Origin of the sequence: Neobacillus sp. YX16, assembly GCF_030123505.1 — a bacterium.
In the GTDB taxonomy this organism is placed as follows: Bacteria; Bacillota; Bacilli; order Bacillales; family Cytobacillaceae; genus Neobacillus.
In genome coordinates this window covers 1,481,988-1,506,594 of record NZ_CP126115.1, presented here as the reverse complement: position 1 = coordinate 1,506,594, position 24,607 = coordinate 1,481,988, and the positions used below count along the sequence as shown (strand labels likewise).

General features: G+C 36.4%; 25 protein-coding genes and 1 riboswitch. Of the genes, 10 read left to right on the top strand and 15 right to left on the bottom strand.

Annotated features, from left to right (window positions below; translation table 11 throughout):
- Positions 1–131 precede the first annotated feature (131 nt).
- Entirely contained in the window at positions 132–335 is a 204-nt protein-coding gene (locus QNH48_RS07355) for an alpha/beta-type small acid-soluble spore protein (RefSeq protein ID WP_095248511.1), read from the top strand.
- Positions 336–410: 75 nt separating this feature from the next.
- Here QNH48_RS07355 and fumC read toward each other — a convergent pair whose 3' ends face one another.
- The 12 genes from fumC to thiT form a co-directional block, all read right to left on the bottom strand.
- Positions 411–1,790, bottom strand: a complete 1,380-nt coding sequence (fumC, locus tag QNH48_RS07350) for a class II fumarate hydratase (RefSeq protein ID WP_283954378.1) — start codon at positions 1,788–1,790, stop codon at positions 411–413.
- Positions 1,791–2,062: 272 nt separating this feature from the next.
- Positions 2,063–4,078 (bottom strand): ABC transporter ATP-binding protein, encoded by a 2,016-nt coding sequence (locus QNH48_RS07345; protein WP_283954377.1) that lies wholly within the window; start codon positions 4,076–4,078, stop codon positions 2,063–2,065.
- Positions 4,075–5,832 carry an ABC transporter ATP-binding protein gene (locus tag QNH48_RS07340; RefSeq protein ID WP_283954376.1) on the bottom strand — a complete coding sequence of 586 codons (1,758 nt, stop codon included), beginning with the start codon at positions 5,830–5,832 and terminating at the stop codon, positions 4,075–4,077. The genes QNH48_RS07345 and QNH48_RS07340 overlap by 4 nt, the downstream gene beginning before the upstream one ends.
- A 318-nt stretch (positions 5,833–6,150) precedes the next feature.
- On the bottom strand, positions 6,151–6,351 hold the full coding sequence (locus QNH48_RS07335) for a sigma-Y antisigma factor component (RefSeq protein ID WP_095248507.1): 201 nt from the start codon (positions 6,349–6,351) through the stop codon (positions 6,151–6,153).
- The gene (locus QNH48_RS07330) at positions 6,344–6,694 is read right to left on the bottom strand and encodes a YxlC family protein (protein WP_283954375.1); all 351 of its coding nucleotides are present in this window, start codon (positions 6,692–6,694) and stop codon (positions 6,344–6,346) included. Before QNH48_RS07330 ends, QNH48_RS07335 begins: the two co-directional genes overlap by 8 nt.
- Positions 6,648–7,205, bottom strand: a complete 558-nt coding sequence (gene sigY, locus QNH48_RS07325) for an RNA polymerase sigma factor SigY (protein ID WP_095248505.1) — start codon at positions 7,203–7,205, stop codon at positions 6,648–6,650. The genes QNH48_RS07330 and sigY overlap by 47 nt, the downstream gene beginning before the upstream one ends.
- Positions 7,206–7,354: 149 nt before the next feature.
- On the bottom strand, positions 7,355–9,385 hold the full coding sequence (locus tag QNH48_RS07320) for a transglycosylase domain-containing protein (protein WP_283954374.1): 2,031 nt from the start codon (positions 9,383–9,385) through the stop codon (positions 7,355–7,357).
- A 110-nt stretch (positions 9,386–9,495) separates the two neighbouring features.
- Positions 9,496–9,951 carry a helix-turn-helix transcriptional regulator gene (locus tag QNH48_RS07315; protein ID WP_283954373.1) on the bottom strand — a complete coding sequence of 152 codons (456 nt, stop codon included), beginning with the start codon at positions 9,949–9,951 and terminating at the stop codon, positions 9,496–9,498.
- 103 nt (positions 9,952–10,054) lie between these two features.
- Positions 10,055–10,219 (bottom strand): FeoB-associated Cys-rich membrane protein, encoded by a 165-nt coding sequence (locus QNH48_RS07310; protein WP_179158224.1) that lies wholly within the window; start codon positions 10,217–10,219, stop codon positions 10,055–10,057.
- A 17-nt stretch (positions 10,220–10,236) separates the two neighbouring features.
- Positions 10,237–12,243 (bottom strand): ferrous iron transport protein B, encoded by a 2,007-nt coding sequence (gene feoB, locus QNH48_RS07305; protein WP_283954372.1) that lies wholly within the window; start codon positions 12,241–12,243, stop codon positions 10,237–10,239.
- Positions 12,243–12,467: a FeoA family protein gene (locus tag QNH48_RS07300; RefSeq protein WP_095248501.1), complete on the bottom strand. Its 225-nt coding sequence runs from the start codon at positions 12,465–12,467 to the stop codon at positions 12,243–12,245. Before QNH48_RS07300 ends, feoB begins: the two co-directional genes overlap by 1 nt.
- A 137-nt stretch (positions 12,468–12,604) precedes the next feature.
- Positions 12,605–13,177, bottom strand: coding sequence for an energy-coupled thiamine transporter ThiT (gene thiT, locus QNH48_RS07295; protein ID WP_283954371.1), 573 nt, complete (start codon positions 13,175–13,177; stop codon positions 12,605–12,607).
- A 130-nt stretch (positions 13,178–13,307) separates the two neighbouring features.
- Positions 13,308–13,414: riboswitch (TPP riboswitch) on the bottom strand.
- A gap of 120 nt (positions 13,415–13,534) precedes the next feature.
- Here thiT and QNH48_RS07290 point away from each other — a divergent pair.
- The 3 genes from QNH48_RS07290 (at position 13,535) to QNH48_RS07280 (ending at position 16,669) form a co-directional block, all read left to right on the top strand.
- Positions 13,535–14,668: a histidine kinase N-terminal domain-containing protein gene (locus QNH48_RS07290; protein ID WP_283954370.1), complete on the top strand. Its 1,134-nt coding sequence runs from the start codon at positions 13,535–13,537 to the stop codon at positions 14,666–14,668.
- Positions 14,669–14,877: 209 nt separating this feature from the next.
- The gene (locus QNH48_RS07285) at positions 14,878–15,255 is read left to right on the top strand and encodes a MerR family transcriptional regulator (RefSeq protein ID WP_481858459.1); all 378 of its coding nucleotides are present in this window, start codon (positions 14,878–14,880) and stop codon (positions 15,253–15,255) included.
- Between the two features lie 61 nt (positions 15,256–15,316).
- The gene (locus tag QNH48_RS07280; protein WP_283954369.1) at positions 15,317–16,669 is read left to right on the top strand and encodes a hemolysin family protein; all 1,353 of its coding nucleotides are present in this window, start codon (positions 15,317–15,319) and stop codon (positions 16,667–16,669) included.
- Here QNH48_RS07280 and QNH48_RS07275 read toward each other — a convergent pair.
- The gene (locus QNH48_RS07275) at positions 16,646–16,996 is read right to left on the bottom strand and encodes a hypothetical protein (protein WP_283954368.1); all 351 of its coding nucleotides are present in this window, start codon (positions 16,994–16,996) and stop codon (positions 16,646–16,648) included. The genes QNH48_RS07280 and QNH48_RS07275 overlap by 24 nt on opposite strands.
- Positions 16,997–17,046: 50 nt before the next feature.
- Entirely contained in the window at positions 17,047–17,382 is a 336-nt protein-coding gene (locus QNH48_RS07270) for a hypothetical protein (RefSeq protein WP_283954367.1), read from the bottom strand.
- Positions 17,383–17,697: 315 nt separating this feature from the next.
- On the opposite strand from QNH48_RS07270, the gene QNH48_RS07265 reads away from it, so the two are divergent.
- The 6 genes from QNH48_RS07265 to QNH48_RS07240 all read left to right on the top strand — a co-directional run bounded on the left by QNH48_RS07265 (position 17,698) and on the right by QNH48_RS07240 (position 23,033).
- Positions 17,698–17,994, top strand: a complete 297-nt coding sequence (locus QNH48_RS07265) for a HesB/YadR/YfhF family protein (RefSeq protein ID WP_283954366.1) — start codon at positions 17,698–17,700, stop codon at positions 17,992–17,994.
- A 277-nt stretch (positions 17,995–18,271) separates the two neighbouring features.
- Positions 18,272–19,003 carry a F0F1 ATP synthase subunit A gene (gene atpB, locus QNH48_RS07260; protein ID WP_283954365.1) on the top strand — a complete coding sequence of 244 codons (732 nt, stop codon included), beginning with the start codon at positions 18,272–18,274 and terminating at the stop codon, positions 19,001–19,003.
- 29 nt (positions 19,004–19,032) lie between these two features.
- The gene (locus QNH48_RS07255; protein ID WP_133370704.1) at positions 19,033–19,419 is read left to right on the top strand and encodes a F0F1 ATP synthase subunit B; all 387 of its coding nucleotides are present in this window, start codon (positions 19,033–19,035) and stop codon (positions 19,417–19,419) included.
- 3 nt (positions 19,420–19,422) lie between these two features.
- Positions 19,423–20,394: an AtpZ/AtpI family protein gene (locus QNH48_RS07250; protein ID WP_283954364.1), complete on the top strand. Its 972-nt coding sequence runs from the start codon at positions 19,423–19,425 to the stop codon at positions 20,392–20,394.
- Between the two features lie 87 nt (positions 20,395–20,481).
- Positions 20,482–21,738, top strand: coding sequence for a DUF445 domain-containing protein (locus QNH48_RS07245; RefSeq protein ID WP_283954363.1), 1,257 nt, complete (start codon positions 20,482–20,484; stop codon positions 21,736–21,738).
- Positions 21,739–21,956: 218 nt separating this feature from the next.
- A complete protein-coding gene (locus QNH48_RS07240) occupies positions 21,957–23,033 on the top strand; it encodes a putative glycoside hydrolase (protein ID WP_283954362.1) in 1,077 nt (358 codons plus the stop codon).
- An 87-nt stretch (positions 23,034–23,120) separates the two neighbouring features.
- Here QNH48_RS07240 and QNH48_RS07235 read toward each other — a convergent pair whose 3' ends face one another.
- Positions 23,121–24,404, bottom strand: coding sequence for a purine/pyrimidine permease (locus QNH48_RS07235; protein WP_283954361.1), 1,284 nt, complete (start codon positions 24,402–24,404; stop codon positions 23,121–23,123).
- Positions 24,405–24,607: the final 203 nt, after the last annotated feature.

Here is a 24,607-nt window from a genome sequence, read left to right as displayed (position 1 = left end):
GAAAGTATGAAGCATCTCCAACATCTAATAACTTTTAAGATGGGTTAGGCCAAGGTGGCAATGGTTTATTTTAACCATATGGTTCAATTCCATACTGACCCCAAAATTATTAAGAGGAGTGTTATTCAACTATGGCTAGTAACAACAACTCTAATCAACTTTTAGTACCTGGAGTGGAGCAAGCACTTCAACAAATGAAGTATGAAATTGCAACAGAATTTGGAGTAAATCTTGGTGCCGATACTACTTCTCGTGCAAACGGTTCTGTCGGTGGAGAAATCACTAAGCGTCTTGTAGCAATGGCAGAGCAACAACTTGGCGGATTCCAACGCTAATCTTTAAGTAAACACAGTAATAAATAAATATTATGGCTTAAGCCCCCTCCATCATCGGAGGGGGCTTTCAATGGTCTAAATCATCTTCTCAGGTTTAACCCATTCATCGAATTGCTGCGAGGTAACATATCCTGTTTTGACAGCAGCATCCCTTAACGTGCTATTTTCCTTATAAGCTAGCTTGGCAATCTCAGCGGCTTTTTCATAACCAATATAAGGATTTAACGCAGTAACTAGCATTAATGATCGCTCCACATGTTTTTTAACCACCTCTTCATTTACTTCAATACCCCTCGCACATTTTTCATTAAAGGAACGAATGCTGTCACTTAAGAGAGAGATCGATTGAATGAGATTGTAAATAATGACCGGCTTATAAACATTTAACTCGAAATTCCCCTGGCTTGCCGCAAAGCCAATGGTCGCATCATTTCCGAAAACCTGGCAGGCAACCATACTTAACGCTTCACTTTGCGTAGGATTTACCTTTCCAGGCATAATGGAACTTCCCGGCTCATTAGCCGGTATCGTTAACTCGCCAATCCCGCTCCGAGGTCCGCTTGCCAGCCATCTGACATCATTAGCAATTTTCATTAAATCTGCTGCCAGTGCCTTTAGGGCACCGTGCACATAGACGATTTCATCATGACTCGTTAACGCGTGAAATTTATTCGGAGAAGCCTGAAAGGAGTAACCCGTCAATGTTGAAAGCTGTTCGGCCATTTTATCCCCAAATTTAGGATGAGCGTTTATGCCCGTACCAACTGCGGTGCCGCCAATAGCAAGGTTCAATAAATAACGACTTGAATCAGCAGCCATCTTTTCAGCCTTTTCGAGCATGAATCTCCAGCCGCTTATTTCTTGACCAAAAGTCAGTGGAGTAGCATCCTGCAAATGAGTTCGGCCAATCTTCACCACATGCATAAATGCCTTTTCCTTTTCTAAAAAGGTGTCTTTTAGCTCATCCATAGCAGGAAGTAAATTTTCCGTTAACTTTATGTACGCAGCGATATGCATAGCGGTCGGAAATGTATCATTTGAACTCTGCGACATATTGACGTCATCATTTGGATGAATCCGTTCTTTATTTCCTTTGCTCATTAATAAATCATTGGCCCGATTTGCAATGACCTCATTCACATTCATATTGGTTTGAGTGCCGCTTCCTGTTTGCCAGACTGCAAGTGGAAAATGGCTGTTATATTTTCCAGAAAGGATTGAGTCGCAAACCATAACAATTGCCTTCATTTTACTTTCAGCTAATTCTCCTAGTTGATGATTGACAATAGCACCAGCTTTTTTAATTAAGGTTAACGCATATACCACTTCGATCGGCATTTTTTCGATGCCAATATTGAAGTTGTTCAAGCTCCTCTGTGTTTGTGCACCCCAAAATTTATCACCCGGAACCTGAACCTCACCAAGTGTATCTCTTTCAATTCTAACGTTTTCCATAAATGCTCTCACCTCACTATCATATATATTCCCAATAAATAGAAAAAAACTACAGACATTTGTCTGCAGTTTAATGTTTAACAACAATATAACCTATATAGTACGAAAGAATTAAGAGACTGCCAATAATATTAACAATTGAATAATCTGCCATCTAATCCACCCCTTTTTTATGGAAAAGCTTAAACACATTTAAAATATCATAATAAAGGAGTTTTATATGTGATAAAAATAACAGGTCATCAGTAAATTTATGAAGTTTCTGTGAACATTTACCCAGCCAACTCAGCACTGCCTTTTTGAAGTTCATACAATTGATAATACTTTCCGTTTACTACCATCAATTCTTCATGTGTGCCGCGCTCGACAATCTTCCCGCGGTCTAGAACAAGAATTTGGTCAGCGTTCCGAATAGTGGATAACCTGTGCGCAATAATAAAAGTGGTTCTTCCTTTTTTCAAGACGTCCATAGCCTCTTGAATAATGGCTTCAGTTTCTGTATCAATACTCGATGTGGCTTCATCTAGAATTAAGATTGCCGGATTAAATGCTAGTGCTCTAGCAAAGGAAATTAACTGGCGCTGCCCACTAGATAGGGTACTTCCTTTTTCGATTACAGGTTCATCATATCCATTTTCCAAGTTTTTAAAGACTTTATCTGCCCCAACATCCTTTAAAGCCATTTCCACCATTTCCCTTGTTATGGATGGCTCGTTAAGGCTGACATTTGAGGCAATCGTGCCAGTAAACAAGTATGGATCCTGTAACACAATTCCCATATGATTTCGAATCGTCTGACGTGGAATGCTGACAATATCCTTGCCATCAATAAGGATTTTACCCTTTTGACTATCATAGAAACGGAAGAGCAGATTCATAATCGAGCTCTTTCCAGATCCGGTGTGTCCAACAAGTGCGACCGTCTGTCCCTGCTTAGCTTCAAAGTGAATATCTTTAAGCACATACTCACCCTCTTTGTATCCAAACGACACATGATCAAATTGTACATTGCCCTGAAATCTTTCGATTCGGTCTGCACTTACATTCTCTCCTTGTTCATCCATTAGCTTGAACACTCTTTCACCTGCAACGAGGGCCGTTTCCAAATTGGCTAATTGATTGACAATTCCCTGTACAGGCTGAAAAAGACGATTAATGTAATCAACAAAAGCATAGAGTACACCGAGAGAAATAACAGAAGCGGGATTTAACGACTGACCCCCAAAGTACCAAATGAAAGCTACAAATACGAGATTTCTAAGAACCCCCACTAAATTATGGGAAGTTAAAGCATTTAAGCTTAATAATTTATTTTGATAAGCAAAATGCTCTGTATTAAGCTTTTCAAATTCCTTTACAGTCTCTTTTTCCCTTCGAAAGGCTTGAATAATACTCATACCGCCGATTGATTCATTAATAGTCGCATTGATATCAGATATTCGAGAGCGGATAACGTGATTGTATTTTGAAGCAAACTTTCGATATAATAACATCCATCCATAAAGGATTGGCAAAAGTAATAAACAAATGGCAGCCAGCTTCACATCTAAGATAAATAAGGCCGCATATATTCCTGTGATATAAATAGCACTGGTGAAAAATTGGGCTAATACAGTCACATATAATTCACGTATTGCTTCTGTATCATTCGTAATCCTAGCAACCACTTTTCCAGCCGGAAGATTGTCAAAGTATTGGATTGGAAGCCGTTGGATTTGGCCGTATACATCCTCCCGCATTTTTTGAATGATCCGATTTGCTGACTTCTGCAGCAGGAACCGCTGTCCATATTGGAAAATAGCAGATATCACTAAAAGACAGAAATAGATAATCAGCAGTTTAATAATCCCTGGAATCTCCAGTTGATAGAACGCCATTAACTCCCTATTGGTAAGTTCCTTTGCGTTATATTCAACCTTCTTTGTTCCTTTTTGAAGTGTTACGATCCCATTTTCAAATGTTCTTTTCCCATCGAATTCAAGCTTTTCTTCCACAATGACAAACTTTGCTCCAATCTGCAAAATTCTAATTTCTTTCCCCTTTTCTTCACCATCGGAGAAGTTCTTTTCTTTCTTATAAAATTGCTCGTTATATTCTGCTGTGTTTTTCCCCTCATTGCTTTCATACCAAACGGACTCGATGCCTAAAATGTGTTCATCAATAATATTTTTAGCAATGAATGGACCTGCCAAATCAGTCGCTACGGAAATGCTCAGCATGAATAATGCAGCAATAATGATTTTTTTGTAGTTTAAGGCATACTGGGCTAATCGCCGTCCTGTACTCATGCCGTCACCTCCTCTTCAAAGTTATTTTCCACTTGTTGACGTAAATATTGTTCTTTATACCAGCCATCCGTAGATAGCAGCTGTTCATGAGTTCCCTTTTCAATGATCTTACCATCATCAAGAACAAGGATTTGGTCTGCATGTTGAACGGCGGACATTCGGTGTGTCGTGATAATGGTTGTTTTGTCTTTTCGTATTTCACGAATATTTCCAATGATTTTCTTTTCTGTCTTTGCATCAACTGCTGATAAAGAATCATCAAGAATAAGGATTTCAGGATTTCTTATTAGCGCACGTGCGATTGAAATTCTTTGCTTTTGACCGCCAGAAAGTGCGACTCCTTTTTCACCAACAAGTGTTTCTAACCCTTCTGGGAGCATTTCTAAATCCTTTCTTAGTGCAGATAAGTCGATAGTTTTCTCCAATTCTTCTTCGGTTGCTTGACTGTTCCCAAAAAGAATATTTTCTTTTACACTTTTTGAAAAAAGGACATGGTCCTGAGGTACATAACCAATCCATTTACGAACTTGATGCAGTGTCTGCTCTTTAAGCGGAACACCTGAGATGGAAAGGTCTCCACTTCCAAGAGGATATTGTCTTAACAACTGTTTAATAAATGTTGTTTTTCCACTTCCTGTTTTCCCAACAATACCTAATGTCTGCCCCTGGAGTAATTGTACAGAAATATTCGTTAAATTATCCTCCTTAGATGAAGGATATCGAAACGTTACCTTTTCAAAATCAATCCGCTCTGGATTTTCTACTTTAATAGGCTGAGCAGGATTCTCCACGGTCTCCTGAAAGGAAAGAGTTTCATTTACCCGATCTAAGGATGCATTTCCCCGCTGCATGATATTAATTAATTCGCCAATCGCGAACATCGGCCAAATTAGCATCCCTAAATAGACATTGAAGGCAACAAGGTCACCTAAGGTTATCGCCTGATTAAAGACTAAATAAGCACCATAACCAAGACCAATCATATAGCTTAATCCGACCAGTATTTTTACTGTTGGATCAAATAATGAGTCTATCCTTGCAACCTTGATATTTTTTTCAAAGACATCCTCTGTTAATTGGTGGAACCTTCTGCCATCTGCCTCTTCCTGAACGTAGGCACGGATAACTCTAACACCTGCAACAGATTCCAAAACGCGGTCATTTAACTCCCCGAACGCATCCTGTGCTTCCATAAAGCGCTTATGAATTCTATTCCCGTAAATTTGCATGATATAAGCCATAATCGGAAGAGGCAGGATTGCTGCAATCGTTAGCTTCCAGCTAATTAATAGTCCCATGGTAATGATTAGCGTAAGCATCCAGACGCTTGAATCGACTAGCGTCAATATCCCAAAGCCTGCGGTAATAGATATTGCCTTTAGGTCATTTGTTGCTCTCGCCATTAAATCGCCCGTTCGATTTTTTTCATAAAAGGTTGGAGACATTTTTAATAAATGTTTCATAAACCTCGATCTTAGCTTTCTTTCTACAAGAAAGGCACCTCCGAATAATTTATACATCCAAATGTAGGTTATTCCATATGAAAAAACCATTATTAAGAAAAGAGAACCCACATATTTTCCTATTTTCCCATTACTCATTTCGCCAACCTGAATATCATCAATGGCCATACCAATTAATTTAGGCGGTACTACATCTAAGATTCCAACTAGAATTAATAAGGAAATGGCAATGACATAACGCTTCCAATATTCTTTAAAAAACCAACTCAATTTCTTTAAAACCGAAAACATACTGTTCCCCCCTATGCAAAAGAAAAAGACATACCGCAATAGTGCAGTATGCCTCAAAACTAAAAAAAGAGACAAAAAAAACACACGTTACGTACGAAAAGAACGCAACCTGTGTTTTGATTATCATCTAATTAAAATACGGACTTATTAAAAAGAGATCATAATGGAGCAGGTTACATTCAAGTATTCAGTTGCTGTTAAAGTGCTGTGTAGTACAATCATCTCGTAACCCTCCCTTTCCTTTTTTTTCATCCTTTGTTAGATTATCACCAGATTATTTAAATGTCAATTCCCATTTTTCAGAATTTTCCCATCTGCTTATTCTGCCCTTTTTCGAAAGATTTTACGAATAAATATTAAGTAAAAAAGGGTTGGCATTGGAGCTTGAATGAGACCGACGATTCCCCATAACCAATAGTTGTGATTTCGTTTCCTAGCATCTAAGAATAAAAAGATACTTTGGAGTAATAGAATAGCAGCAACAACAATAATCAGAGTTGGTGAGTAATCATTACTCATTGATTTTCACCTTCTTACTAAACCTAGAAATTGTATAGTATGCAATAAATACCGGAGTAATAATTTGAATGAAAATAAAAACACCTGGCATTTGATAAAAAGAAACAATGATTCCACTTAAGATAACTAAGGCAATTATTAGAAATAAGGATAGTTCTTTCCTTAATTTTTTTCTGCTATTTTCCTTCTCAGTTCGTACCATGCTTTCAAACCACTGGAGATCCGGAGTATAGACAGGGAATTGATCCACCTTGCTCAAACCTTCTTGCATCATGTGAATAGCATCCAAGTCATGTTTATTTTGTTGTTCGTTGTCGAGTATGACGACCTTCTGTTTCTTCACCTAGTTTCAGCTCCCTTCTTACCGCCAAAATTCCATTATGAACTCTTGATTTCACCGTTCCAGAGGATATTTTCATCCATTCACCAATCTCATCATAGGAGTAACCATAATAATGCTTCAGCACAATGGGAACCCGAACGTCTACTGGCAATTTACCTAAAGCCTCCAGCGCATCGTTCCATTCCTCATTCCGGCTTTCAAAATGCCATTTCAGCTTTCGATAAACTTCTTCTTGTCCTTTCCATTTGTTTTCTCGCTTTTGTTTTCTACATTGGTCAATATAGGCATTGGTAGCAATGGAAATCAGCCAAGTGGAAAATTTGCTTTGACCATTATAGAGATGAATTTTTTGTATACATTTTGCCATTGTTTCTTGTGCAAGTTCCTCTGCCATATCTGGATTCATTGTAATTTTCATTAAATACTTTACAAGGAATGGATAATTTTCTTTAAACAACATGGCAAATGCTAGATGATCCCCTTCTTTTGCACTTTTTATTAACGGATCCATCACACTTGTCCTCTCTTTCCCCCATCTATCCCTCATTTTCTATTTATGTATAAGACGTGAAAGTATTAATTTCGTTCATATTTTATAATATTTTTATTGATTATAAAAATTTCTAACACAAAAGGCACGAATATCTTCGTGCCTTACCATTAATGATTCATCTTAGGACCTATTCTTTTCCATCGCTTTTCCCATTTTTCTTTTTGCTTTCTCCATTTTTCTTCCCATTTTCTCGCACCTTTATTAAAATGCTCTTCAATTGTATCTAGGTTCATTTCTGTTTCTTCCTCTTGCTTCTTTTGTATCAACCCATCAATGCGAGGGACATCAAAGCTGGTTGAAGGTGTATCTTTTAATGCCTCCTTCATGACTTCACGAAATACAATGGCTGCACCCGCACTGCTAGTAGTGTTCAAGTAGTATTTTTCATCGGTTTTATCGTAGCCAACCCAGACCGCTCCAACTAATTGTGGGGTATAGCCTACAAACCATTGATCCTTAACACCTTTAACTCCTTCAATTGGTACTTGTGTTGAGCCTGTTTTCCCAGCCATTTCTCTACCTGGTATTTGAGCGTTTTTTCCAGAACCGTGTTCAACGACGCCAAGCAGCATAGTGTTTATGTGATCGGTTACAGCTTTTGTGGTGACCCTTTCCTTTTTTTCCTTCCATTCTGCAACGATATTCCCTTCTGCATCTTCAATCTTTTTGATAACATGGGCTTTCATTCGAACTCCATTATTTGGGAAGGCAGAATAGGCTTCAGCCATAATCAACGGAGATACTCCTTTTTCTACACCTCCAAGTGCAAGTGATAGGTTGCGATCACCCTTTTCTAGTGGTATTCCAAAACGTTTGGCCGAATCTAAGCCCTTTTCAATCCCAATTTCATTTAATAACCAGACAGCCGAAACATTTTTTGAATCCTTTACTGCTTCATACATAGGAACTTCCCCATCATATTCATAGTTGTAATTGCTTGGTTCATATTCACCAAAGCTCATTGGCTCATCCTTTAGCATATCGGTTATTTTCCAGCCATTTTCTAGTGCAGGAGTAAAGACCGCGAGCGGTTTAATGGATGAACCTGGCTGTGCCTTTAATTGAGTTGCTCGATTATATCCCCTAAAAGTGTGCTCTCCGCGACCACCAACAATGGCTCGGATTCCACCTGTTTTGGGATCAACTAATATTCCACCGCTTTGGACCATTTTATCAGTGCCTCTTGGGAATAAATCGTCTTTTTGATAGGTTTTCTCCATAGCACTCTGCATAGTAGAATCAAGCTCGGTATAAATCTGATATCCTCCAGTTAGTAATTCATCCTGTGATAAATGATATACGTTAATCGCCTCTTCAAAGACTTGGTCAACATAATGAGGATACTTCCCGCGAAACGGGTCTCCACCTTTATCATTTAACATTACTTTTTCATTCATTGCTTGTTCATACTGCTGGTTTGTTATATATCCCTGTTTCTTCATTTGTGTTAAAACAAGATTTCTCCTTTGCGTTGCTTTTTCTAAATGGTGATAGGGATTTAAAGCAGAAGGTGCTTTAATCAACCCTGCCAGCAATGCCGATTCACTTATGGACAAATCCTTGACATCTTTTGCAAAGTAATTTCTTGCTGCATGCTTTATCCCCCAAGCACCATCACCAAAATAAATCTGGTTTAAGTACATTTGAAGGATTTCCTGTTTGCTGTATTGTCGCTCAATTTGCATGGCTAGGAATACCTCATCTACTTTTCTCTTTAATGTTTTTTGAGAGGTAAGCAGTGTATTTTTCGTTAATTGCTGGGTTATGGTACTACCGCCTTCTACCATACCGCGAGCTTTAATATCCCTTATCAGTGCTCTTGTGATACCAATATAATCGACGCCATGATGCTCATAGAATCGGTGGTCCTCTATTGCAATGACTGCATTTTTCATGGAGTCAGGTATCTGATTGATTGGAACACCTTCATTTTTATTTGCTGAAACCTTACTGGCAACCTCTCCATTCAAATCATAAAATACGGTTGCCTGTGGAAGTTCATTCTTAAGTGAAGAAATATCTAAATCCATTGAATAAGCATATACGATACCTAGAAAGCCCAAAACTAAAAGCGAAAACGAGAGAACCATTAATTGGTTCATATGCCATCGCTTCCAATTATTCACTACCTTTTTCATAGCTCCTCCTTACAAAAATAAAAATAGAATGAAGGACATCATTTTCTTTTTCCCAATATAGGGAAAAATTATCAAAAAAAAGCACTCGAAAAAAATTCGAATGCTTTTTCTTATACGTTCTTTGTTAATTCTTTAAATCTTATTTTTGATTGTTTTTCGTCAAAACTGCTGTATACCCGATAATGTTTGTCATCCAATATTCGGAAATGCTTGCTAAGGATATTCTGTTGAAGGATGAATCCATTTTTCCGTGCGACCTCACGCCACCAAATTCGTCCTCCAAACGTTTTCATTTTCCGATAATCAATTCCTTCGCGAGCAACTGTCTCCAAAACTTCGAGCGGTTCATTTCCAAATAGAAATTGGACCGTTTCTGTTTCTCTAAATAAAGCACATATGGTAACAACAGTAGACCAGCCTGCAAGGACCCTTCCTTTTTCAATCTGTACAAGAGTTTTCTTTGATACTCCAATGATTTCTGCCATTTTATCCTGAGTATAGCCTGCTTCTGTACGAATCAATCGCAATTTATCTGAAACTAGCATAATGATTTCTTCTCTATTCATGCTAAGACCTTCTTTCAAAAACCTACTAGTGTAATTTTACACAAGTTGCCTTATATTTAAAAGAAAAAACTGCTATCGTTTAAATGATAGCAGTTTCATCCTTTTATTTTGGTGGAATGCCACATTGACTTTGAGTAGAGCAAGACTTTTCAAGATCACATGCCGCACATTTTCCTTTTTTCGATTTATTAATAAACTTTACTAATGCCCATGCCGCATAACCAAAAATCGCAGCGCCTATTATGAAACTACCTATATTTGCTATCATACGGAACACCTACCTAATTAGACTAGACCAAACAATTTACCGCCCTGATAAATGACCAAACATAAAACATACGCAATAAATAGTGCGTAAAGGATAGAAAATGCAGTCCATTTCCTTGAGCCTGTTTCTTTATAGATGGTTGCCGCTGTGGCTAAACATGGAATATATAATAGTATAAAAACCATAAAGCTATAGGCAGCCAGCGGTGTGTAAAAATCACTCAATAAACCTTGCAGACTCGCATTTTCTGGTACAAAGTAAATAATATTCATAGTTGAAATGATGGCTTCTTTTGCTAAGAATCCTGTTATTAATGAGGCGGCCGCCTGCCAAGTACCAAATCCTATTGGCTCTAATAGCGGTGCAAACAAATTCCCTATCGCTGCCAAAAAGCTATCATCCATATCAACTTTTAATCCATTCGGCCCGGCATACGATAACAGCCAAATGAAAACGGAGCCGGCAAAGATGAAGGTTCCTGCTTTTCTAACAAAGCCTTTTCCCTTATCCCAGGTACTTCTCCAAAGCGATTGAACCTGTGGGAGACGATATGGCGGCAATTCTATAACGAATAGAGACGTTTCTGATTTTAATAATGTTTTCGTAAATATTTTCGCTAGTAGTAAAGCGACAACGATTCCTAGAACATAAAGACTTAATACCACTAGGGCTTTATGACCCACAAAAAATGCTCCAACAAATAGTGCATAAACCGGTAAGCGGGCAGAGCATGACATCAAGGGTGTCAATAATATGGTCATAAGTCTCTCACGTGGTGTTTCAATCGTTCTTGCAGCCATAATTCCTGGAACATTACAGCCAAACCCAATCATCATTGGAATAAATGCCTTTCCATTTAGCCCAACAGACTCCATAATTCGGTCCATTACGAGGGCAACCCTTGCCATGTAGCCAGAATCCTCTAATAGGGAAATAAAAAAGAAGAGAATAAATATCTGTGGAACAAATACCAGTACCCCGCCGACACCAGCAATCAATCCTTCAATAATCAATGCATGTATAAAGTCTGAAGCATGAATAGCGCCAAGGAGTGCTTCAAAACCCGTGGACACTGGTCCTGTTAATATCCCATCCAATACATCAGATAATGGGGTACCCAGCCAATCAAAGGTCATCATAAACATCAAATACATACATATTAGGAAGATTGGCATTCCTAAATAGCGATTGGTTACAATGGCGTCAATTCTTTCAGACAAAGGGACAACGGTACTCACCTTTTGAACTGATGCCTCTAGTATTTTTTCAATAACTTCTTTTCTCTTCATATAAATATAGTTTGCCAGCGATTTCACATGGCTATTTTCTTGTTTTATGACTGATTCTAGATTTGAAACGAGTGGTACTAGTTTACTAGGTTCTAAAAGATCAGAAAGATAATGATTTACGTATTCATTCCCTTCAAAAAGTTGAATGGCAAGCCATCTTGGTGAATGCTCTGTTTTTCCAATTAGTTCCATACTCAATTTGGTTATCGCATCCTCGATTGCTTTTCCATAGTAAACATGTTTTTTCACCTTTGAGTGTTTCGAACTTGTTGAGATAACCTCTATTAAACGGTCGCAGCCTTTACCACTTCTTGCTACAACGGGTACAACGGGTACACCCAAAATCTGGGATAACTTATCTGTATCTATTTTAATACCGCGGTTATTCGCGACATCAATCATATTCAAACCAATCAGGGCAGGTTTCTCATATTCGAGCAGCTGCAAGGTTAAATGTAAATTCCGTTCTAATTGAGAAGCATCCAGAATATTTAACAGTCTATCAACCTGTTCCTCTAAGAAGTAAGTGGTTACGACTCCTTCATCCTTTGATAATGGATTCAAGGAATAGATTCCAGGCAAATCAATTAATTTTCCTATATGATTCTTGAAAACCCCGACTTTCTTTTCAACTGTAACACCACTCCAGTTGCCCACATACTCGTAGGATCCTGTAAGATTATTAAACAATGAGGTTTTTCCGGTATTTGGGTTTCCAATTAGGGCGATTTCCATTAAATTCTCTCCACTTCTATTAAACACGCTTCTTTGCGACGGAGCCCTACACACTGTCCGCAAGACTCAATCATGACTGGTCCACCAAAAGGCATGACACATTTGACACAGACCTCAGATCCTTCTGTTATTCCTAGGTCCAACAACCTTCTTTGGACTAGGCGGCCAACCTTAGAAATATTAATTATTTTTCCTTTTTCTCCAATTTTAAACGAACCGAACATCCTTATCACCCTAACATAAGTTAATTGAGAATGATTATCTTTATTTATAACCTCATTTTACCATTGAACAATCGCATATTCTGTGACAAAAGTTTGAAAAAAAAATAGAAAAGTCACAGACTTTTCTATTTTTCCACTTATATCATTTTTTTTGGTGCTGCACTAATGACAAGGATTACAAGGATTGCGCAAACGATAAAGCTAGGAAGCATATAGGTTCCATTGTAAACAAAGGAATAAACAGCAACTGGCTGGCCAGCAGGTGCATATTCACCAAAGAATACAATACCCGAATACACATGAGCAAGATAACGCAAAGCACTTCCTAAAAACGTTCCTAAAAGAACAAATGTGACCCAATTTCTTGAATTATTCTTAAGAGAATTCTTCACTTGTGAAGCAAAAATACCTGCTAACCCAACAACTGAAAAAGCAATTCCATAATCAATTATTCCTTGAAGAAGTGTATAAATTTGAGAAAAGCCAAGGATGAATTGAAGTAAACCAAGTAAAAATCCAGACAAGATTCCTCCTTTTATACCCCAACGAAATGACATTAGGAATATCGGAATCATCGCGATTGAAATCGAACCGCCTTGTGGCCATATCTTTAATGAAAATAGCCCCGAAACAAGATCCAATAAATAAGCAAGTGCAGAAAATACGGCTACTTCAACTAAAAATAATGTGTTACTACGTTTTTTTTCCATACATGTTCCCCCTATAGTTTGTATATTGGAGAACGTTCGACAGGTATTACTCCTAAGAATTAATATGGCGCCTTATAAACAAAAAAAAACAATGCAGGACAGTTAGGATTGTCTGCATTGTTAGCTTTTAATAATTGGCAAACCACATCCCTACGCTAGCGTTAACTAACAGGTTCATAGGGTCAGAACTCGAACGTTCACTCTCAGCCGCTAAAAGCAGCTCCCCCTGTGGAAATATTTAATTGAATTCAATAACGAATATACTATTTTTATAGAACTTTTACAAGGAAAAACTTCCATACATGGTATAATAAAAATAACTAGTCAGTTTGGCATTGTCTTAGGAGGAAAACTGTGATGTTATCTGAAGTACAAACGGAATTAATAGCCTTTTTTGATGAAAATAAAGAAAGTTTAGTACGTGAGTGGGAAAAGTCCATTGTCATTTCTAACGGAGATCCCTATAAAGAAAAAATACGTGAAAATGGAATTGCTTTATTTAATGTTATTTTAAATATGCATACAATGAGTGAAGAAGAGCTATTAGAGATTATCAAAAAATATGCTCTTGAAATTTCTGAGGAAAGAGCACTGGCGAATATTAATATTGGTGACTTTGTTTATAATGTTAATCTTGGCAGAAGTGTGTTATACAGTTATCTAAGCAGGGCTGGTCTTCAGTGGGATGACCTTCAGGTATCGATTAATAAGATAAATTACACTTTTGATAAATTCCTATATTATGCGGTTACACATTATACAGAGGCTAAAAACAAAATCATTGAAGAAAAAACAATGTTTATAGATTCAACTCATCAGGACCGATTAACACTTCTTGGACAAATGACATCTAGTTTTATTCATGAATTTAGAAACCCTCTAACTTCGATACAGGGGTTTGTTCAGCTGCTTAAGGCTGACCATCCTAAAATGAAATATTTAGAGATTATTTCAAGTGAGTTAGAACAGCTAAATTTCCGGATTTCGCAATTTTTACTTTTATCTAAAAAAGAACTAATTGGAAAAGAGAAAGAGCAGTTTCACCTAAATAAATTAATTGATGAAGTCTTAAATTTCTTATATCCGAGTATTTTAGACGGTAAAGTAAAAATCAAGAAAGAAATAGTCGATGAAATCACTCTTTATGGTTATGCGGATGAAATGCGGCAAGTACTCATTAATATCATATTTAATGCGATTGATGTGTTAAATCATCACAGAATCTCTAATCCAATTATTGAGATTAAAAGTCATATAGAGAATCATACACATGTTCTTTTCTCCATTTCCAATAATGGTCCGATGATTCCTTCAGAATTAAGTAAAACCATATTCGAGCCATTCTTTACAACCAAAAAACTTGGCACTGGTCTTGGACTTTTTGTTTGTAAAGAAATCATTGAAAAACATAAGGGTGATTTAACCTGTCTTTCAACTCCAGAATTAACCGTTTTTACACTTAAATTACCTCTTGCTGCGTCTCCTATGTAGGAGACGTTTATTTCTAATATTTTTTGAAAATTTATAATTTTCCAATTCATATAGACAAGACTTTTTTCATAAAATGTTGATACCAACTAATATACTAACCAGAACGTTTGACTGTACAGTTGTAATTTACTATAATTGTTTTTAAATTTAGTTATCCGAGGTGATATGATGGGGCTGTCTATCGTATCGGTGAATTAGCAGAAATTGCAATGGTTTCTAAACGGACAATTGATTATTATACATCAATTGGTTTATTAAACTCGGACCGTTCCAAATCTAATTATCGAATTTATTCTGATGAATCCTTAAGGGATTTAAAATTTATTGAAGAGTGTAAGAGTTTACACTATCCGCTTGACGAGATTAAAAGAAAACTAGATAGGAAGAAAGACAAAAAAATTCGTGATTCAGAAGTGGAGAAACATGTAGATGCAGTATCGCAGCAAATGCAGAAGTTACAAAATGATTTAGTGGACTTAATTCCAGTTGTTGAAAAATTAGATGACCTGCAGAAAGAGAAATTCACAACGAATCTAATGATGCTAAATTCAGTCTTGATGAAATCCCTTTTGAATGTACCGAGTTAATTTTTTTAAATTACTAGGAGGTGACTCCTTAACTCGTATTTAACGAGCTAAGGGAAATTATTTGGACATATTTAACTTGGTTATCATAGCCATTTTAATTGCTTTAACTGCCTTTTTTGTAACTTCAGAGTTTGCTATTGTCAAGATTCGAAGTTCAAGAATTGACCAGTTAATTGAGGAAGGTAATTCGAGTGCTATTTCAGCAAAAAAGGTAATTTCAAACTTGGATGAATATCTTTCAGCCTGTCAGTTAGGAATTACCATTACTGCCCTTGCTTTAGGTTGGATTGGGGAATCAACGATTGAGCATTTACTCGCTCCCCTTTTTAATGGGCTGGAGATCCCTGAGGGTGTTTCCCACATCTTATCCATTGGGATTGCCTTTCTTACCATTACATTTTTACATGTTGTCGTCGGAGAGCTGGCACCTAAAACACTGGCTATACAGAAAGCTGAAATGATTACTCTTCTTATGTCACGGCCTTTAATTCTCTTTTATAAAGTGATGTATCCATTTATTTGGTTATTAAATGGGTCAGCACGGATTGTAACGAGCATTTTTGGTCTTAAGCCAGTCTCTGAGAGCGAAATGGCACATACAGAGGAAGAGCTTCGAATTATCCTATCTGAAAGCTATAAAAGCGGCGAAATTAACCAATCTGAGTTTAAGTATGTAAATAAAATTTTTGAATTTGATAACCGGATTGCCAAAGAAATTATGGTTCCCCGGACGGAAATCGTTTCATTATCGAAAGATGATACATTAGATACTTTTCTCCAAGTAATCCGTGAGGAAAAATATACGAGATATCCGATTATTGATGGTGATAAAGACCATATCATTGGCCTAGTTAATATTAAAGAAATGGTGACAGATTTAATTAGTAAAGAAACCCTTTCAACGAAAACCCTGGAGCATTATACCCGCCCAATTATTAGAGTAATTGAAACGATTCCCATCCATGATTTACTTGTTAAAATGCAGAAAGATCGAATGCATATGGCTATATTAATGGATGAATATGGCGGAACATCGGGATTGGTTACGGTTGAAGATATTCTCGAGGAAATTGTTGGTGAAATCCGCGATGAATTTGATTCCGATGAAATTCCAATGATACGTAAAATAAAGGAACATCACTATATTATCGACTCAAAGGTTTTAGTAACAGAAGTCAATGACTTATTAGGAGTCGACATAGATGATGAAGATATAGACACCATTGGCGGCTGGATTTTAACTGAAAATTATGAAGCAAAAGAAGGAGACTCCATCCATCACGAATCATATAGCTTTAAAATACTCGATATGGAGGAGCATCACATTAAATATATTGAGGTAACAAAGAAAGTCAATGATGAAGAACCTAGCGAAAATAAAATTTCTTTGTCACAAACAGAGGTACTCTCCTAAAAATAGACCCACTAAAACAGGCCAATTACGGTCTGTTTTTTTGTAATAAAATTGTAATATTTCATCTAAAATCCAATCACCTCCCCCTTGGAATTCATATTCTAAACTAAAGGGGGGAGAAATTACGATGGAATTAATTTTCTTATTTTTAGCGTCTATACTTTCTGGATTTGCTTTAATGAGCGTTGAACCGGTATCATTTTTAGGTTTCTTAGGTCCAATTTTTGATATCGTAGGCGCATTAGCAGTAATGATTTTTTCTTTAGCACTACTATTTAAAGGTAGTAAATCACTATTTAAATAGTTTTGAGAACGGTTACATTTCATTGAATAACAAAGAAGATCAGATTATCGCCTCTGATCTTTTTTCTTTGCAGTTATTTGTTTCTTAAGATAATGATTTCTTCTTCTGCTTTGGCTAATTTAATTAAATGTGAATCCAGGCGGCGATTAATGTGTTTAATTTCCTCACCATTTCCTAAGTTTTTTTCTAAGTGCTTTACTACATTGTCTTGAACGTCTTCAATGCGCTGTATTGACTCTTTAATATCTGATAAGTCAATTTGGTTCACCTCAACTCGGTGCTCAATACTGTCCATTTGCTCCAATCGCGAAAGTCTATGTTCAATTTTTTCTAAAGTTTTATGGAAAGAATTAATTAAGTTTTTAATATCGTTTATGTTCTCCGTTAGTTTATCAAGTTTTTGATCCATAATTAGTAACTCCCTTTTCGTATTAACCCCATTTTATCATCTTCAACCCTTTTAACATGTTACAGATTACAAAACATTTCTGAACGGTATTTTTTATATTTTTTAGTATCCGCCTTTCATAATGTTTATTGCAGAAATTTGACCAATTTTTAAAATAATCTCTAAGACAGAAACATTTGTGAAAAATGTCACATGCAAATCCATTAAAAAGCCTTAATCTAATTATATGAGATATGATTAACATTTCTTTCTAAATTAGCATTTTTCAATCTAATTAGTGCTATATACCATTTTGAAAAGGTTGGTGCATATTATATGTTAATTTCAATTGATGAAAAAGCTGCAAAGTGGTTTACAAATGAATTCGAGATCAATACCGTAAGAATGTTTCCTCGATACAGTGGTTTCGGTGAAAAAAACAAGGGCTTTAGCCTTGCATTTTCAGCAGAAGCACCATCAAATGTTGGCTTTATGAAAGAAATTAATGGGTTTAACTTCTATGTAGAAGGAAATGATGTATGGTTCTTCGAGGATACTGAAACCTGCCTTTCCTTTAACGACGAAATGAATGAAATTCAAATAACTTTTAAGGAGACTATGGCGATAAACTAATTCTCCTCCAAAAGACAACTTAGGGCAGCCATCTTAACTGGCTGCCCTTTTTCCTTTAATATACCTATTCTGAACAATATAAATTGTATAACTAACTATATCTTAAGATTGTTTGTAATCATGCTAATTTTATTATTCAGAAAATTAGCAATAAATTGCGAACTATGTTGCAATAACATTTGATTAGCTTTATAATGAAAGCGCCACCTAGTACATATTTCCTAGTTCTTACGCAGTAAAGCTTATTTAACCTACTATAAGAAAGGGGTTAGACATCATGGAACATTCTAGGCCACAAGTAGTACTATTTAATTTAACCTTCGATTTATCCATTATCTTGACCACCACCATCGCTTCGATTTTGGTCTTTCTGATAGCCTACCTTGCTACAAGAAACCTCACAAAAGGGATACCTAAAAAATGGCAAAACTTTATGGAATGGATCATGGACTTTGTTAGGGATATCATGAATAATTCAATGGGTCCTAACAACAATTTATTTATTTTGTCTACTGGGGTATCTCTTTTAATGTATTTGTTTATTGCCAATCTTTTAGGTGTCCCTTTTTCCATCATAACCATTGAAGAACCCCCCGTTTCATGGTGGCGCTCCCCGACCGCTGATGCTCATGTCACTATGACATTAGCCATCATGATTATTGCCTACACACATTTCATCGACATTCGTCTAAACGGATTTAAACATTACTTTACCAGCTTTTTCAAACCCTTTAAAGCTTTGTTTGCCATTAATGTTTTGGAACAATTTGCTACAACTTTAACCTTAGGGCTAAGATTATTTGGTAATATATATGCTGGGGAAGTAATGCTTGCTCTACTTGCTGGTGCAGTAACCCATGGATTTGCTGTTGCTTCATTAGCTGCTATTCCTCTCCTCATATGGCAGGCATTCTGTGTCTTCATCGGTGCTATCCAAGCTTACATATTTGTAACACTTACAATGGTTTATATTGCTCACCGCTTAAATTATAAGGAAAGCGTAAATTAACCAATAAAATTGAAAGGAGTTGAATTGTTTTGGGTGATATTACACTGTTTGGACTCCCCATCTCTTTTGGAACCATGATTTATCAAGCTCTTATTTTTACTGTTTTAGTCTTTATTTTAAAGAAACTTGTTTTCAAGAAGTTAGTTGGTGTCTTGGATAGCAGAAAACAACATATTGAAAATCAGCTTCAACTAACAGAACAATATAAGCAGGAAGCTGAGAAAAATCTGGAACTTAGTACCGAAGTTCTTAAGCAAGCTAGAAAAGATGCCAGGGAAATCATAAAGCATAGTGAGCACGAAGCCAGGTTAATGATTTTGGACGCGAAAGCCCAGTCTAAAGAAATACTAATGGAAGTGAAAGAGAAATCATTCCGTTCCCAATCATTTGTGCATAAAGATAGTAAGGGGGCGTAAAATATGAAACACAAGTTTACCAAATACTTAGGCAGAGTAACAGAGAATCTTGAATTGGGCTTTGAAGAAAAATATATTTACGTTCATTACACAAAAGGAAAAACAGAGAAAACAGCTTGTATTTTAAAAAATAATGATAAAACGAAAAGTGAATATTTAGAGTCCTTCTTCGAAGAAAAAAAAGTGTCAGAAGAAATGAAAAAGGAGGTTAGAAAATTTCTTGACAATGAAAAAAACTTTAACGATCAACATTGGAACGAGTTTTCAAACTTTTTAATGAAAACCCTTTCACTAAACATGGTATTTGGGTTAACAATCGCCTTAACGGTCTTTGGGTTTTATAAACTTGGCTTTTTCTTAGATGCCCAATACGATTTTCAACCGTGGCTAACCGTAATATTTACTTTTATTGGAATTGGAATTGGAGGACTTACTGGGTACGTAATGGTCCAAAAGTATTTTAAAAAGCCTGTAAAAGACACTTCTCAGAAAGATTACGACATAGAAAGAGTACAAAAAGAGACTAATGACCATCCCATTATTGATGTCACCATTGATCAAGTTCGGAAAGCTGTGAGACAATTTTCAGATAATCTGCCAAAAGGTGCATACCGTACGATTATTGTCCAGGACGATAACAGTATTGATTTTAAACAGCTTGCCAATATTTTAGGCGGGATTCCTTCTAAGAGGTATTATATGTCTAAAGAAACCTATGATCTTTTTGAGGAAAAGGACAAGAAAATTCCTGCTGAAATGGACATGGTTCAAAAAGCAGTAGACTTGTTCGTCAAGGAACGCAAGGAATACCCGATGCTGCGCTTTGATCCAAATCGAAGAGTTAACTATTACCAATTACTTCAAGAAAAATATTTGAAATCTGCCCCTGATACACAGTTTTATATCACGGAATTGGATGGGCTTATAACGCATATTAAACCAGAAAAGAGAAAAATGGAAAACTCCTCTCAATAGATAGGAGTTTTTTTTTGCTTTTTTTTGCGATATTGAGATAATAGCATTAGCAATGCATACTTTAGTAAAAAAATGAGGGATTCAAAGATGTCGAGAAAAAAGAATAAATCGAAGCACTTAGCGACGATTTCTCTAGCTGTAATGGGGGGAGGTTTTGTCGCGACATTCCCTTTTCAGGATTCCCTATGGGGAATAATCCTTCAAGGGGGATTTGAAGCAGGGTTGGTCGGGGGACTTGCTGATTGGTTTGCAGTTACTGCATTATTTCGTCACCCTCTAGGTATACCAATACCTCATACAGCACTTTTACCGAAAAACCGTAAAAGAATTATTGCAGCGATTATTTCAATGCTTGAAAATGATTGGCTGACCAAAGAAAGCATTAGAAAAAAAATATCGAGCATTTCATTTACCGAGAAGTTATTTCATTTAGCACAGAATTCTCTTAGCGGACAACATGTGAGAAATGCCGTTGTTAACTTGATTCAACATTTACTTTATTCTATTGATAGTAAAAAGCTGGCACCCATCATCGCAGAAGAGTTGAAATTAAAGCTTAAAGATTTAGATGTAAGTAACTACCTTCCCCTAGCCATTGATCAACTGCTAAATAGGAAGTATGATGAAAAAGCACTCGATTTTATCCTAAAAGAAGTAGATGACTGGGCAAAAAGGGATAGTACAAAAGAAAGACTTGGCAGGATGGCCGTGGATGCACTTGAAAATATCAAAGCAGATGGTTTTATGCAATTTGCACTTAAATCATTTACGAACATTGTCAATGAGGAGAAATTAGGAAATATTATTCAAGGTCTAATACAAAAAGGTGTAAAAAGCTTTAGTGACCCCTTTAATCAAAATAGACAAACCTTACTTTTTCATATAAATACAAAACTACAAGCTATTAAATCCGATGAAAATCTCGCTTTGGAATTAAACACAATAAAAGAACAAATGATTTCAGAATGGAAGTTAGAGGATAAAATCACGGAATTTGTTGAACAGCTAAAAGAAAAAGCTAGTTCCCTTATCGAGTTACCTAACTTTTACGAGGGTTATCTCCTTCCTCTTTTATCAAAGGCACTTGAAAACCTGAAAGCAGATAATGAAAAAGTCGTGGCTATTGAGTCTTGGATTCAGAATCAAATTTCTATCTTTGCGGATAATAATCATGCGAAAATTGGAAAACTCGTTGAAGAAAATCTCGAAAAACTCGATAATAAAACACTCATTGATATGATTGAAAACAATGTTGGAAAAGACCTGCAATGGATCCGAGTAAATGGCGCCGTCTGCGGATTCCTAATCGGACTCATCTTAGTAGGATTGAAATTGATTTTTTAAAAATGCAGACTGTGTTAAAAGATGATTTTTAATAATTTAACTAAGTTGATTTGTGCGGAGGGCGCTCGATCCGCGGAAAGCGTAGCGCCCGGAGTACAAATCAACGGACTAATTTTTTATAGAAATCGGGCTATCTTGTTCTTCAAGATAGTTTTTTTTTATAAAAATCACCTTTAATGCACACTCTAATAGGTAATTAATAACAAAGGAGTGATATTATGAAAAAATATCTGCTTACCCTTTATGTCATCCTACTATCTTTCAGCCTTCCAATTCATGAAATTGTTCTAGCTTCTAAACCATTTCCAGAACCCATCAGAGGAATCTATGTAAATGCTCCAAATACAAATAAACCCTTATTTAACCAATTGCTTTCACTTGTGAACAGTACCGATTTAAACGCAATGGTTATTGATATTAAAGATGATCATGGGAATCTTACCTTCATCCCTTCAAAAAAATCACCCTATTACACAATCGGCCGTCCATACATTCCAAATCCTTCTTCACTCATGAACACGTTAAAGAAGAATAACATTTACCCAATCGCTAGAATTGTCGTTTTTAAGGATAATGAACTGGCTAATAAGTACCCAAATTTATCTTATAAAACAACTAATGGAGTATGGAAAAACGCTCGGGGTGATTCCTTCACTAACCCTTTTCTTAAGGAAGTTTGGGATTATAATATCGGCCTGGCTATAGAAGCAGTAAATTTAGGGTTCAAAGAAATTCAATTTGATTATGTACGATTTCCTGAGAAGTTTGAAAGGGTGGAAAACCAGCTTGTCTACGATAAATCGGCATTTCAAGGGAACAGGGTTACGGCTGTAAGTGAATTTGTAAGATATGCTAAAGAAAAACTCAAGCCCTACAATGTGAAGGTTTCAGTCGATGTCTTTGGAAATGCAACCGTCATTCCTGAAGCAGCAGGAATTGGCCAGAATTTCACGAATATCGCACAGAATGTAGATGTCATTTCTGCGATGATTTATCCAAGTCATTGGACCGCCATATTTGGTATTCCAAAGCCAGATTTACAGCCCTATCACCTCGTTGAGGGCTATGCTAAGGTTGAAAATGAACGATTAAAGAAGTTAAATAATCCCCCAATATCTCGGCCATGGCTGCAAGATTTTACTGCTTCTTGGCTTGGAAATGGTAATTATAAGGTCTATGGCAAGAAAGAAGTAGAAGATCAAATCCGAGCTTTACATGCACAGGGAATCAATGAGTACTTGTTATGGAATGCAACCAATAACTATACGCCAAACGTTGATTATACACCCTACTGATGTATGTTCAAGAAGCAATGGATCAGGTTATGTATTTTCTTCGTCAGCAATGAAATAGTGCAGCTGCAGAACATTTGTCTCTGCAGCTTAATTTTTTGGTTTCCAAAGTTGTTCAAAAATAATCGCTAGAAATGTTCCTACTAATAAACCATTTTTCCCTATATTTTGTATGATATATGGAAGACCGTTAAAGGTCTCATCGCGTAAAAACATGACTCCTATACCAAATAGTAAAGATATCCCAATAATGGTAATATTCCTGTCATTTAATGGCTGTTTTCTCAGTGAGCGAATTGCTATCCCAAGCATCTCGGTTAGTGTGGCTAGAAGGGCCGCACTGGCTACTGGTAAAGGCAAGGTGGCCAATAAGCCAACAATACTTGGCGACAATGAAATGATTACCATAATCCCACAAGCAAACAGAAAAGGAATAATACGATATTGTTTTGTTAATCTGACAAAGCCAGCTGTAGCTGGTAATGGTACAACAGCAATTGTTGAGAATACTGCAGAAAAAAGATGAGAAACTCCCCCTACCCACGTTCCCCGAGTAAGTTTGTTATGGAATTTTCCTTTATTATTTGGAATTGACTCCTCTGCAGCAGATATGGCAGCAACTGTATTAGAAATGAGTAAAAAGGTGAATAAAATAGCTGTAACCAATACACCCCCAGTTATTTTTGGGAAACCCCATGGGAAAATTTCCGGGAGCTCAATAAAATCAGTATAGATTGAAATGCTAAGATGACCTTTTCCAAAAACAATAAATGTAATCCACCCTGCCAAGATTCCTAATAAGATGGCATAGCTCTTTAACCACCCTTTAGCTTTTGAAGAAAATATAATAATAATGAAAAAAACAAAAATAGAGAGGAGAAAGCTGACCACATCTATCTGACCGGTCCTGTTATCTATTGACACCATCCCTTTAATAAAGACTCCACTTAATTGTATGGCTAAAATAAACAGAAACGTTCCAGTTACAATTGGTGTAAAGAGAAACAATAAATGTTGAACCCACTTTGTTATCCCTAGCATAAATAATAATAATCCAGCAACGATTAAACCAGCCTCAAGTGTTTGTAATGTCTCGATCATGGTCATTCCTTGCTGCGTGCCAATACTTGCAAAAATAACAAAAATACTTACCCAAGAACCGGCTGGCCCATCTGCAATGGGAAATCGATGGCCGAATTTCGCCTGCATAAACGAACTAAGCCCGACGATAAAAAAAGTTCGCTGCATTAAAGCTGATATTTCAGTTGCAGTAAGCTGAAATACATTTCCAATTACAATTGGAAGTGCAATAGAATTAGCCAGCAAATAGACAAACCATTGAAACCCACTTAAGTATTTGTTTTCTGTATTCATAGAGGATTTAATAACCTTTCAAATTTTAAAAGTGTCAAAGCTCGGATCATATTTGGCAGTAAAATAACAAAGTTTAAGAAAAACTTCTAATACTTTATGGTTATCTTGCCCAAAATACCACCAATTCAATTAGGCGATATGCACAATGACTAATGTTTAGTTTGACTGAAGATACCTACAGGATATATATACCTCCTTTTTGG